The organism is Mesorhizobium sp. LSHC420B00, from assembly GCF_000503055.1.
In the GTDB taxonomy this organism is placed as follows: domain Bacteria; phylum Pseudomonadota; class Alphaproteobacteria; order Rhizobiales; family Rhizobiaceae; genus Mesorhizobium.
The window spans coordinates 129,394-140,932 of the sequence record NZ_AYVY01000014.1 but is presented as its reverse complement, the minus strand read 5'-3'; the positions used below and the strand labels follow the sequence as shown (position 1 = coordinate 140,932).

Below are 11,539 nucleotides of genomic sequence, written 5' to 3'. Positions count from 1 at the left end.
GCGCCGGCCCTGGCGCCTGCCGCTCCTCGTGTCGACAGGACGGCAACCGGCACCGTCGCTCCTGCGGCAAGGCCGTTCAAGAACGCCGAGCCCGACGCGCCGCGCGTGGCGACGGCCGCCGGCGCACCGCATGCAACCGAGATCGTCGTCAAGGACGGTGAGACCATTTCCGGCCTGTCGCGGCGCTACGGCGTGCCGGCCGACGCCATCATGAAAGTGAACGGGCTGAGCGCGACCAAAGGGCTGAAGACCGGCCAGAAGCTCGTCATCCCGGCCTATGCGTATTCGAGCAACGGCGCCGCGCCGAAAGTCGCCGACGCCAAGCCCGCGAACGGCACCAGGCACGACCAGCCGGCCGATGCGCCGGAGAAGGTGGCCGTGCTGCCGCAGCAGCCGAAGGTCAGGGAAGGCAAGTCCGCCGCGCAGGTGGATGCCTCGGCTGCCGCAAGCCAGCCGAAGGATGGAAAGGCCGCGCCAAAAACTGCTTCGGCGACGGCCAAGCCGGCCGGAGCCGGCGGCACCTACACGGTTCAGCAAGGCGATACGCTGTCCGCCATCGCCAGGAAGACCGGCGTCGGCGTCGTTGCGCTGAAGCAGGCGAACGGCATGCAGGATGGACTGCTCAAGATCGGCCAGACCCTGAAAGTGCCGGCAGGCGGAACCGCTGTCGTCGCCAGTGCGAAGCCGGCAAAGGTCGATCCGGTGACGACGGCCACCACCCAGCCGCCGGCCAAGGGCACGCCGACGCAGACGCTCGCCTCCTACACGCCGCCGAAGAAGGACGCGAAAGTCATCCAGCAGGCCGAGGACGACGATGCGGTGGCGCCGGATGCAACCGGCATCGGCAAGATGCGCTGGCCGGTGCGCGGCCGCGTGATTTCCAGCTTCGGCGGCGGCAAGGACGGCGTCGACATCGCCGTGCCTGAGGGGACGCCGGTCAAGGCAGCCGAAAACGGTGTCGTCATCTATNCAGACGTGTGCTCTTCCGATCTGTCTACGGCCATGCCAGCTCGATCGAGGTGCAGCGCGGCCAGAAGGTCAAGCGCGGCCAGGAAATCGCCCTGTCCGGCATGAGCGGCACCACCGACTCGCCGAAACTGCATTTCGAAGTGCGCAAGAACTCGGCGCCGGTCGATCCGTCGGGTTATCTCGAATAGAGAAAAATCCGATTTTGCGGGCCGCCTGACCTTCAGCCCGCCGAGGAAGTCCGCTCCGCAAGCTGCGGGCTTCTTCTGTTGCCAGTCCTTGAGCGGCTAGTCCTTGAGCGATTTTCCGAGCCGGCCTGCCAGATCCTGGGTGAACTGCCAGGCGACGCGGCCCGAACGGCTGCCGCGGGTCGTCGCCCATTCCAGCGCCTCGGCGCGCAGCGTCTCGGGATCGATGGCCAGATCATGATGGCGGACATAGCCATCGATCATGTCGAGATATTCGTCCTGCGAACATTTGTGGAAGCCAAGCCACAGGCCGAAGCGGTCCGACAGCGAAACCTTCTCCTCGACCGCTTCCGACGGGTTGATCGCGGTCGAGCGCTCATTGTCGATCATGTCGCGCGGCAACAGATGCCGCCGGTTCGAGGTGGCATAGAAGATGACGTTGGCCGGGCGGCCTTCGACGCCGCCTTCAAGTGCTGCCTTCAGCGATTTGTAGGATGTGTCGTCATGGTCGAATGACAGGTCGTCGCAAAACAAGATGAAGCGAAACGGCGCTGCCTTCAGCAGGCCCATCAGCTTCGGCAGCGTGTCGATGTCTTCGCGGTGGATCTCGATAAGCTTGAGCGGCACGTCGGGCTTCGCCGAAGCGTTGACCGAGGCGTGTACCGCCTTGACCAGCGACGATTTGCCCATGCCGCGCGCGCCCCATAACAGCACGTTGTTGGCAGCGTAGCCGGAGGCGAAGCGCTCGGTGTTGTCGACCAATATGTCGCGGACGCGGTCGACGCCGCGGATCAGGCCGATATCGACGCGGTTGACCTTGCGCACCGGTTCCAGATAGCCGGGATCGGCCTGCCAGACGAAGCAATCGGCCTCGCGGAGGTCGGTTTGAGGCACCGGCGGCGGGGCGAGGCGGGCGACCGCCTCGATCAGGCGGTCGAGCTTCTGGTGCAGGATATCGATAGGGCTGTCGGTCATCTCTTGTCTTTTTTGTTTCGCGTTTTGTTTCGCGTTCAGGACGGTGCGGTAGGGCAACCTACCTGATTTCAGCGGTTTCGAAACTCGTCCCAAGCATTTGTTCGGGCATGATCTTTTGCGAAAACCGAGCATCGCTTTTCGTGATCACCCTCTAACACGGCTCACCAGGCCGGAAAAGCAGCCGATTTGCCCGGCAGCGCAGTTGCATTGGCAACGTTACCGACTATATTCCGGCCAAATTTGGCGGGGCCGCCTTGCGGCTGTTTTTCAAAGTTCAGGAGTACCTCGATGTTCGTGACACCGGCATACGCCCAAGGCATCGGCGGGGACTCGTCCGCAATGTTTATCCAGATCGTGCCGTTTGCTCTGATTTTCGTGATCATGTATTTTCTGATCATCCGGCCGCAGCGCACGCAGCTGAAGAAGCGCGGCGAGATGCTGGCGGCGGTTCGCCGCGGCGACACCGTTGTCACCGGCGGCGGCTTGGTCGGCAAGGTTACCAAGGTGATCGACGACAACGAGCTCGAGATCGACCTTGGCGGCGGCACCAAGGTGACGGCGCTGCGCTCGACGCTTGCCGACGTGCGCGTCAAGGGCGAGCCGGTGGCGAACCAGAACGCCAAGAAATAACCGAATTGTCGGCGGAACGATCCGCCAGTACGCCCTGACGGACGACGCCATATGCTTTATTTTTCGCGCTTCAAGATGATCCTGATCTGGCTGGCCGTGGCCGCCACAGTGGTCCTCGCTGCGCCCAACCTTTTTTCCGCCAGCACGCTGGCCAAGCTGCCCGACTGGGTGCCGAAGCGGCAGATGACGCTTGGCCTCGACCTGCAGGGCGGCTCGCATATCCTGCTCAGGATGGATCCGAACGATCTGATCAAAGATCGGCTGGAGACGACGCGCGACGAAATCAGGACGCTGCTGCGCGATGCCAAGATCGGCTATACCGGCCTTGCCGGAACGGGCCGCACGGTGCAGGTCCGCATCACCGATCCCGCACAGATCGAGGCTGCCAAGAAGGCGTTGAAGACGTTGACCGATCCGGTGGCGGCCGGCTTGTTCAGCGGCGGCTCGATCCAGGAGATGACGCTGGATGATTCCGAGCCCGGCCTGCTCAAGTTCACCGTCACCGATGCGGGCATCAAATATCGTACTTCGGCAGCGCTGACGCAGTCGATCGAGGTCGTCGGCCGCCGCGTCAATGAACTCGGCACGACCGAGCCGATCGTGCAGCGGCAAGGTGACGACCGCATCCTGGTGCAGGTGCCGGGTCTCCAAGACCCGCAACGGCTGAAGGAAATTCTTGGCCAGACCGCCAAGCTGACCTTCCAGATGGTCGACCAATCGATGCCGGTGCAGGACGCGCTGAACGGCCGTCCGCCGCCGGGATCCTCGGTGCTGTATTCGCAGGACGACCCGCCGGTTCCGTATCTGATCGAGAACCGCGTCATCGTTTCGGGTGAAAACCTCGTCGATGCCCAGGCGACGTTCAACTCCCAGAACAACGAGCCGGTTGTTTCGTTTCGCTTCGATTCGAAAGGGGCGCAGCGGTTCGGCCAGGCGACATCACAGAACGTCGGCAAGCTGTTTGCCATCATCCTCGACAATCAGGTGATTTCGGCACCGCAGATCCGCGAACCGATCCCCGGCGGCACCGGCCAGATATCGGGGAATTTCACCGCTGAGAGCGCCAACGACCTCGCCGTGCTGCTGCGCGCCGGCGCCTTGCCGGCGACGCTGACGGTGATCGAGGAGCGCACGGTGGGCCCTGGCCTCGGACAGGATTCCATTCATGCCGGCAAAATCGCCGGCATCATCGGTTCGATCCTGGTTGTGGCGTTCATGTTCGTCGCCTACGGCTTCTTCGGCTTCCTCGCCAACATCGCGCTGGCGGTGCATGTGGCGATGATCGTCGGGCTGCTGTCGCTGCTTGGAGCGACGCTGACCTTGCCCGGTATCGCCGGTATCGTGCTGACCATCGGCATGGCGGTCGATTCCAACGTGCTGATCTATGAACGCATCCGCGAGGAGCGACGTGCCGGCCGCTCGGTCATCCAGGCGATCGATACCGGTTTCAGCAAGGCGCTGGCCACAATCGTCGATTCCAACGTCACCTCGCTGATCGCGACCGTGGTGCTGTTCTATCTCGGCACCGGGCCGGTGAAGGGCTTTGCCGTCACCTATGCCATCGGCATCCTGACCACGGTCTTCACCGCCTTCACCTTCACCCGCCTGCTGGTGTCGATCTGGCTTCGCCGGGCCCGTCCGAAGGAGTTGCCGCGGGCGCCTGTGACTTTCGTTCCGCCCGGAACGAAAATTCCGTTTATGGGCATCCGCCGCTGGACGTTCACGCTGTCCAGCGTGCTTTCAGTCCTGTCGGTCGTCGGGTTCATGACCATCGACATCAATTACGGCATCGATTTCAAGGGCGGCTCGCTGATCGAGGTGCAGTCCAAGACCGGCAATGCCGATCTGGCCGACATCCGCGGCAGGCTGACGGAACTCAATATCGGTGAGGTGCAGGTTCAGCAGTTCGGCGAGCCGAACGACGTGCTGATCCGCGTCGGTACGCAGGAGGGCGGCGAGAATGCCGAGCAGACCGTCATCGACAAGGTGCGCGGCGAACTGCAAGACCAGTACGATTTCCGCCGCGTCGAAGTGGTCGGGCCGACGGTCTCGGGCGAGCTTGCCAAGCAAGGCACCATCGCCATGCTTGTCGCGCTGCTCGGCATCCTGATCTATGTCTGGTTCCGCTTCGAATGGCAGTTCGCGGTCGGCGCCATCGTTGCGACCGTGCATGACGTGGTCATGACGATCGGCTTCTTCGTCATTACCGGCCTGGAATTCAACCAGTCGTCGCTGGCGGCGATCCTCACCATCATCGGTTATTCGCTCAACGATACGATCGTCGTCTATGACCGTGTTCGCGAGGATCTGCGAAAATACAAGCGAATGCCGCTGCCGCAATTGCTGAACAACGCCATCAACGAGACGCTGTCGAGGACGACGCTGACCTCGGTGACGACGATCCTGGCGCTGCTGGCGCTGGTGCTGTTCGGCGGCGAGGTGATCCGCTCGTTCACCATGGCCATGCTGTTCGGCGTCGTGTTCGGCACCTATTCGTCGATCTTTATCGCCGCGCCACTGCTTATCTTGTTCAAGCTGCGGCCGCAGGCCACAGCATCCGATGAGGAAAAGCCGGTGGGCGGCGGCAAAGCCATAGCCACCTGACGGCTTGCCGCAAAAGTGGCCAAGGGCATCGTCATCCGCGAGGCGCATTTCCCCGGCCGCGCACCGATCGAGGCTTACGGCAATGGCGGTTTCCGCTTTGCCGACATGTCGCACCGCGGCTCGCTGCTGTGCCTGCCTTCTGGCATCTATGGCTGGGAGCCGGCCGATCCGCTGGCGCTGACGGCAGCGGATTTCACCAAGCTGTTCAACGAGGCCGACAAGGTCGAGATCCTGCTGGTCGGCAGCGGCAAGGATCTGAGGCCATTGCCGGCGGCGTTGCGTGCTGCGCTGAAGGATGCCGGCATTTCCGCCGATCCGATGTCGACCGGGGCGGCAGTGCGGACCTATAATGTGCTGCTGGCTGAAGACCGCGCCGTGGCCGCAGCACTCATCGCCGTCGACTGACGTGGCCGAAAACACCAAAGCCGTCATGGAGACGGTGCGCGCCGCCGATCATGACCGCTATCTCGCCGCGCTCTACGCGCCCGAAGACAAGCGGGACGCGGTGTTTTCGCTCTATGCCTTCAACGCCGAAATTGCCGGCATACGCGATCGCATCCGCGAAGCGCTGCCGGGTGAAGTCCGGCTGCAATGGTGGCGAGACGTCATCGCCGCCGAAGAGGATCGCGCTAAGGTCGGCCATCCCGTGGCGGACGCGCTGAGGGCGACTATTTCCGCTCACCGCCTGCCCAAGGCCGCTTTCGACAATATGCTCGAAGCGCGCGTCTTCGATCTCTATGACGACCCGATGCCGTCGCGCACCGATCTCGAAGGCTATTGCGGCGAGACTGCCGCCGCGCTCATCCAGCTTGCGGCGATGGTGCTCGATCCGGTCGAAGCACCGCGCTTTGCCGAACTTGCCGGCAGGGCAGGTTGTGCGCAGGCGATGACCGGTCTCCTGCTTCTGCTGCCGCTGCATCGTAAGCGGGGACAGTGCTTCGTTCCGGCCGACATTCTGGCTGCGGCGGGATCGTCGCCGCAAGAGTTCGCTACAGGTGACGGCGGGCCGGGCGCGGAACGCGCCGTTGCCGCGATGATCGCGCTGGCACGCGAGCATCTCTCAGCTTTCGAGCAGGGGGCGTCCGCCCTGCCGATTTCACTGCGTCCGGCGTTTCTGCCGCTGGCGCTGACGGGCGCCTATCTCGGCAAGATGGACGGCTCCCGCCATTCACCGCTTGATGGCGCGGTGCGGCTTTCGGCCTTGCACCGGCATTGGCTCTTGTTCCGGCGCGCAACGCGGGGCTGGCCGGTCGCATAAAGGCTGCCGCGTAGCCAACCCGACCGTCATTCCGCAGCTTCCGCCTGCGCCGGCAGCCCGAGCCATTCGCGGCAGTCGGCGAGCGCGCGCGATGTCACCGCGTGCCGCTTGGCGACCGTCTTGTCCTTGCCGCGCAGTCGCTTGCCTTCGATCTTTGGCGCGTCCACGGGCGGGAACAGGCCGAAATTGACGTTCATCGGCTGGAAAGAGCGCTTTCCCGGCTCGTCGTCGGAGACAATATGGCCGCCGGTGATGTGGTTGAGCAGCGCGCCGAAAGCGGTGGTCAACGGCGGCAGCGACGGCGCATGGCCAAGCCTTTCGGCGGCGGCGAAACGCCCGGCGAGCAGGCCGATGGCGGCACTCTCGACATAGCCCTCGCAGCCGGTGATCTGGCCGGCAAAACGCAGGCCGGGCCGCGACTTCAACTGCAGCGAAGCGTCGAGCAGCGTCGGCGAATTGATGTAGGTGTTGCGGTGCAGGCCGCCGAGGCGGGCGAATTCGGCGTTTTCCAGCCCAGGAATGGTGCGGAAAATGCGCACCTGCTCGGCGTGCTTCAGCTTGGTCTGGAAGCCGACCATGTTGTAGAGCGTGCCCAGTGCGTTGTCCTGGCGAAGCTGGACGACGGCATAGGCCTTTACAGACGGATTGTGTGCATTGGTCAGCCCCATCGGCTTCATCGGCCCGTAACGCAATGTCTCGATGCCACGCTCGGCCATCACCTCGATCGGCAGGCAGCCGTCGAAATAGGGCGTGCCTTCCCATTGCTTGAATTCGGTTTTCTGGCCGTCGACCAGCGCCTGCACGAAGGCAAGGTACTGCTCCTTGTCCATCGGGCAGTTGATGTAATCCTTGCCGGTGCCGCCGGGGCCGACCTTGTCGTAGCGCGACTGGAACCAGCAGATATCCATGTCGATCGTGTCGAAATGGACGATCGGCGCGATGGCGTCGAAGAAGGCGAGCGCGTCGGCGCCGGTTGCTTCCGCGATCGACTGGGCGAGCGAAGGGGCGGTCAGCGGGCCGGTGGCGACGATCGCCTGGTCCCAGTCCGCCGGCGGCAGGCCAGGCACTTCCTCGCGCCGGATGGTGATGAGTGGGTGCGCTTCGAGCTTTCTGGTGACCGCTTCGGAAAATCCGTCGCGGTCGACGGCCAGCGCACCGCCGGCCGGCACCTGGTGCGCGTCGCCGGCGCTCATGATCAGCGAACCGGCGAGCCGCATTTCGGCATGCAGCAGGCCGACGGCATTGGCTTGCGCATCGTCGGAGCGGAAGGAATTGGAACAGACGAGCTCGGCCAGCCCGTCGGTCTTGTGCGCATCGGTGCCGCGGACGGGACGCATTTCATGCAGGATAACCGGAATGCCGGCTTCGGCCGCCTGCCAAGCAGCTTCGGAGCCGGCGAGACCGCCACCGATGACGTGAATGGGATTTGTGTTCATGAGCGCCGAAATAATCCCTTGGCGCGGCGATTGCAATTACACGAATCAGCCGCGCTGTTGCCGCCACGCGCTGCAATCGTCTACTATTGCGAATGGGTGGGAGTCTCGGGGTCTTTGCCAGAGCGACATTTCTGACAGTCGTGATCGCCGTGGGCGGATCAGCAGCGGCCGGCGAACCGGCCGCGACGGCTTCCAAGCGGATCCCCATATGCCATGGTTACGGTTGCAACTATCGCACGACGCTGGCGCTTGGCCCCAGTGACGGTGCGCGTTTCCGCTCTATCCTGCGTGCGGGCGCGGGTTCGCCCCAGGCCGAGCGCTCCGCTATTTCGAAGGCCGTCCGCTATTTCGAACAGCGCATTTTCCAGGCCATCGGCGTCCGCGACCAGCCGCAGTCGAAATTCGGTGCATCGCGCGTCAGGGGCCAGATGGATTGTGTCGACGAATCGACCAATACGCATGCGTTGCTGGTCTATCTTGCCGAGCGAAAACTGCTCAGGTTTCATAAGGTCGAGGACAAGGCCTCGCGAGGCCTGTTTGTCGACGGGCGCTATCCGCATTGGACGGCGGTGATCAGCGACCGCGGCGGTACAGAATGGGTGGTGGATTCCTGGTATGCGCCGATGGGCGGCGCGCCGGATATTTTTCCGCTGAGCCAGTGGAAGAAGCGAGGCGTGCTGAAGAGCGGCGCGCTGGACTGACGACGGGGACGTCCCGCCAAAACGGCTCCCAGGGCGTTTCGAGCCTGAAAACAACAACACCCGCCGGGGGAGGAGGTCCGGCGGGTGTCGTTTTGTTGGCCGATCCTCGGGAGGAGGTGAAGATCGACCGTATTCGTCATCGCCGGGGAGGAGGTCGGCTTTGACGAAATTCCTTTCGCCATTTGAAAGGGCGCGAAACCCTTTTTAGAAACAACTTAGAAACAACGCCCGCCGGGGGAGGAGGTCCGGCGGGCGCCGTTTTTGTGGTCAACCCTCGGGAGGAGGTGAAGGCTGACCGTATCCGTCAGGGTCGGGGAGGAGGTCGACCCTGGCGAAATTCTGCTGGTTAGATCGCCCTGCGAGCGACCATCTTGATCTCGTCGCGGACTATGCCGAGATCGTTGAGCTGGCGGTTTGACAGGCGACCCAGCTCGGTAACCGTCTCGCGGTAGACGCGCCAGTTACGATAGTTGCGGATCAGGTTCATTGTCGTTCTCTTTCAAAACTGGTTCGGACCATTTGCGGTCCGAAAGGATTAGACCGCCTTGCGGGCGACGTAGTGGATGTCGCCGCGGCTGATGCCGAGGTCGGTCAGTTCACGGGTGCTCAGGCGGCTCAGCTCAGAAACGGTGTCCCGGTAGCGGCGCCAGTTGCGATAGTTGCGGATCAGGTTCATGGTATTCTCGTTTCGTCTTTCTTTCGGATCATTCCGTCTTTGTGTGCACCGTGAAGATAAGAGGGGTCATATCGATTTAAAAGCGCTATTGGTGCATGGCAGCAATGCAAATTGTGCATTGCAGCATTAACGCGCGTCCGGTTTTCCGCCCAGATCGGAAAATGCCGTCAGGTCAAACGCTTGGGCGGACGAGCTAAAAGGGCCAAACAAAGGGGGAGGGGCATGGCGAGCTATTCGTCACGGGTCAGGTTGGATATCGCACGATGGCAGCAGGCCGGCCTGATCGACGCGCCGACAGCCGACATGCTGACGCGCGACGTCGAGGCCAACGAACGCAAATCGCTGAGCTTCGGCTCGATCCTGGCGATGATGGCGGCACTGTTGTTCGGCGCGGCCATCCTGATCTTCATCGCCGCCAACTGGGAAGTCATCCCGCGGCTGGTACGGGTCGCAGCACTCTTTGCCGTTATCCTTGCCGGCTATGTCGGCGGCGCGGTGCTGAAGATGCGTGACCATGCGGCGATCGGCGAAGCGCTGTGGATCGTGGCGGCAGCAGCGTTCGGCGGATCGATCGCGCTGATCGGCCAGATGTACCATTTGTCGGGCGACGAGGCCTCCGCCGTGGTCACCTGGGGCGCCGGCACGGCGCTGGCGGCGGTGGCGCTGCGCTCGAACCCGCTGACCGTCGCTGCCCTCGGCATCGCCGATGCCTGGCTGTTCCTGAAAGGCTTCGAGTATCGCGCAGAATTCCCGCATCTCTTCGTCGTCATGGCGCTAGTGCTGTTTGCCGTTTCGTTCTGGACGCGCAGCCAGGCGGCGCGCCACCTGATCATCCTGTCGGTGCTGTTCTATCTCGTGCTCCTGGTGACGCGGTACGACACGCTGCAAGTCGCCATTCCGCTCGTTGTCGCGTCGGTGCTGCTTTTTATCGCTGCGATCTTTGCTGCCGGGCCGGTCGACAGGATCTTGCAACTGGGTGGCAGGCTGCCCCTGCACGCGCTGATCGGCTTTCTCACCGGCCTGGCGATGATCCAGTTCGAACTGGCGGATGAAAGCAGCTACAGCAGCGGCTTCGCCATTGCCTCGGCTGTTGCGCTGGCCGGCATCGTCGCGGCGATCGTGCTGGGCGGCCGCGAGAGCCGAGGACTGCGCTGGGTTGCCTATGCGGGCTTCGCCTTCGAACTCGCCATCATCTATGTGGTGATGCTGCAATCAATGCTCGACACGGCAGGCTTCTTCCTTGCGGCGGCGGTGCTTCTCGCCGTTCTTGCTTTCATTATCATCCGCATAGAAAAGCGCATGAACGCTCCGGATATGACAGGAGCAGCAGCATGATGACCGGCAAAAGACTGATCATCTCGGCGCTGGCCCTGGCGCTTGTCCAGATCGGCTTCCTGAGCTGGATCATCGCCGGACGCGCGGCGATCCTGCGCGACGGCAAGCAGGTCCTGCTCAGGGTCGAGCCGATCGATCCGCGCGATCTCTTGCGCGGTGACTATATTTCGCTTGGCTACGAGATTTCGCGCATACCGGTGAAGCTGATCGGCAACATTCCAGCCGGCAAGCTGGCGAGTGACGACACGCCGATCGTGGTCAGGCTGAAGCCGGGCGCCGACGGCTATTGGGGTCCGACCGCGGCTTGGTTCGGGCAAGCGCCGGCGCCGGCAGCATCCGGTGAAGCCGATATCGTCGGACACGTCTCCGAGGGCTCGGATCTCAGCGCAGCCACGACGATCGCGCCGGATTACGGCATCGAGCGCTTCTATCTGCCGGAAGGCGAGGGGATGGCGATCCAGAACGACATGCGGGTGCGGCCGTTCGGCATCCGCGTCGCGATCGCGGCCAACGGCACGGCGCAGATCAAGGCGCTGGTGGATGGCGACAAGACACTGTTCGAGGAGCCGCTTTACTAGATCGCGCTACAGCCTTGGCAATGATCCTCCTTCGGAGGAACTCCGAGTGGCCTGCCACCCGAAGAAGAGCGAAGGGTGGTGCGGATGAAGGGACTCGAACCCCCACGCCTTTCGGCACTGGAACCTAAATCCAGGGCGTCTACCAATTCCGCCACATCCGCATTGCCCGGCCAATCCCATGTAGCCATCATT

12 protein-coding genes, 1 tRNA gene and 1 pseudogene are annotated in these 11,539 nt (G+C 63.2%); 8 read left to right on the top strand and 6 right to left on the bottom strand.

Going from position 1 to position 11,539, the window contains the following annotated elements:
• Nucleotides 1-1,157: pseudogene (locus X760_RS59680) on the top strand (LysM peptidoglycan-binding domain-containing protein); the annotation flags it as partial.
• 96 nt (nt 1,158-1,253) lie between these two features.
• Here X760_RS59680 and X760_RS59675 read toward each other — a convergent pair.
• Both X760_RS59675 and X760_RS77665 read right to left on the bottom strand, forming a co-directional pair.
• Nucleotides 1,254-2,129 carry an ATP-binding protein gene (locus X760_RS59675; RefSeq protein WP_023720180.1) on the bottom strand — a complete coding sequence of 292 codons (876 nt, stop codon included), beginning with the start codon at nt 2,127-2,129 and terminating at the stop codon, nt 1,254-1,256.
• 161 nt (nt 2,130-2,290) lie between these two features.
• Nucleotides 2,291-2,512 (bottom strand): hypothetical protein, encoded by a 222-nt coding sequence (locus X760_RS77665; RefSeq protein WP_210164500.1) that lies wholly within the window; start codon nt 2,510-2,512, stop codon nt 2,291-2,293.
• Between X760_RS77665 and yajC the strand changes: the two genes are divergently transcribed.
• Genes yajC through X760_RS59655 form a run of 4 tightly spaced genes read left to right on the top strand, consistent with a single transcriptional unit; the run spans nt 2,418 to nt 6,621 of the window.
• Nucleotides 2,418-2,759 carry a preprotein translocase subunit YajC gene (gene yajC / locus X760_RS59670; protein ID WP_023678921.1) on the top strand — a complete coding sequence of 114 codons (342 nt, stop codon included), beginning with the start codon at nt 2,418-2,420 and terminating at the stop codon, nt 2,757-2,759. The two genes, X760_RS77665 and yajC, sit on opposite strands and share 95 nt — an antisense overlap.
• Before the next feature lie 51 nt (nt 2,760-2,810).
• A complete protein-coding gene (gene secDF / locus X760_RS59665; protein ID WP_023720179.1) occupies nt 2,811-5,363 on the top strand; it encodes a protein translocase subunit SecDF in 2,553 nt (850 codons plus the stop codon).
• Between the two features lie 15 nt (nt 5,364-5,378).
• Nucleotides 5,379-5,768, top strand: coding sequence for an Mth938-like domain-containing protein (locus tag X760_RS59660; protein ID WP_023720178.1), 390 nt, complete (start codon nt 5,379-5,381; stop codon nt 5,766-5,768).
• A gap of 1 nt (nt 5,769) precedes the next feature.
• Entirely contained in the window at nt 5,770-6,621 is an 852-nt protein-coding gene (locus X760_RS59655; protein WP_036245067.1) for a phytoene/squalene synthase family protein, read from the top strand.
• Between the two features lie 26 nt (nt 6,622-6,647).
• Here the strand turns inward: X760_RS59655 and trmFO are convergent, their stop codons facing one another.
• Complete coding sequence (trmFO, locus tag X760_RS59650) at nt 6,648-8,057, bottom strand: methylenetetrahydrofolate--tRNA-(uracil(54)-C(5))-methyltransferase (FADH(2)-oxidizing) TrmFO (protein WP_023720176.1); 1,410 nt, start codon at nt 8,055-8,057, stop codon at nt 6,648-6,650.
• 149 nt (nt 8,058-8,206) lie between these two features.
• On the opposite strand from trmFO, the gene X760_RS59645 reads away from it, so the two are divergent.
• On the top strand, nt 8,207-8,758 hold the full coding sequence (locus X760_RS59645; protein WP_245278626.1) for a hypothetical protein: 552 nt from the start codon (nt 8,207-8,209) through the stop codon (nt 8,756-8,758).
• A gap of 346 nt (nt 8,759-9,104) precedes the next feature.
• Here the strand turns inward: X760_RS59645 and X760_RS74950 are convergent, their stop codons facing one another.
• On the bottom strand, nt 9,105-9,245 hold the full coding sequence (locus tag X760_RS74950; RefSeq protein WP_023678914.1) for a DUF1127 domain-containing protein: 141 nt from the start codon (nt 9,243-9,245) through the stop codon (nt 9,105-9,107).
• Nucleotides 9,246-9,293: 48 nt separating this feature from the next.
• Nucleotides 9,294-9,434 (bottom strand): DUF1127 domain-containing protein, encoded by a 141-nt coding sequence (locus X760_RS74945; RefSeq protein ID WP_023720174.1) that lies wholly within the window; start codon nt 9,432-9,434, stop codon nt 9,294-9,296.
• A 222-nt stretch (nt 9,435-9,656) separates the two neighbouring features.
• On the opposite strand from X760_RS74945, the gene X760_RS59640 reads away from it, so the two are divergent.
• Together X760_RS59640 and X760_RS59635 are read left to right on the top strand one after the other, a co-directional pair.
• Nucleotides 9,657-10,769 carry a DUF2157 domain-containing protein gene (locus tag X760_RS59640; RefSeq protein WP_023720173.1) on the top strand — a complete coding sequence of 371 codons (1,113 nt, stop codon included), beginning with the start codon at nt 9,657-9,659 and terminating at the stop codon, nt 10,767-10,769.
• Complete coding sequence (locus X760_RS59635; protein ID WP_031194340.1) at nt 10,766-11,347, top strand: GDYXXLXY domain-containing protein; 582 nt, start codon at nt 10,766-10,768, stop codon at nt 11,345-11,347. The genes X760_RS59640 and X760_RS59635 overlap by 4 nt, the downstream gene beginning before the upstream one ends.
• A 76-nt stretch (nt 11,348-11,423) precedes the next feature.
• Here X760_RS59635 and X760_RS59630 read toward each other — a convergent pair.
• Nucleotides 11,424-11,508 (bottom strand) — tRNA-Leu (locus X760_RS59630).
• Nucleotides 11,509-11,539 lie beyond the last annotated feature (31 nt).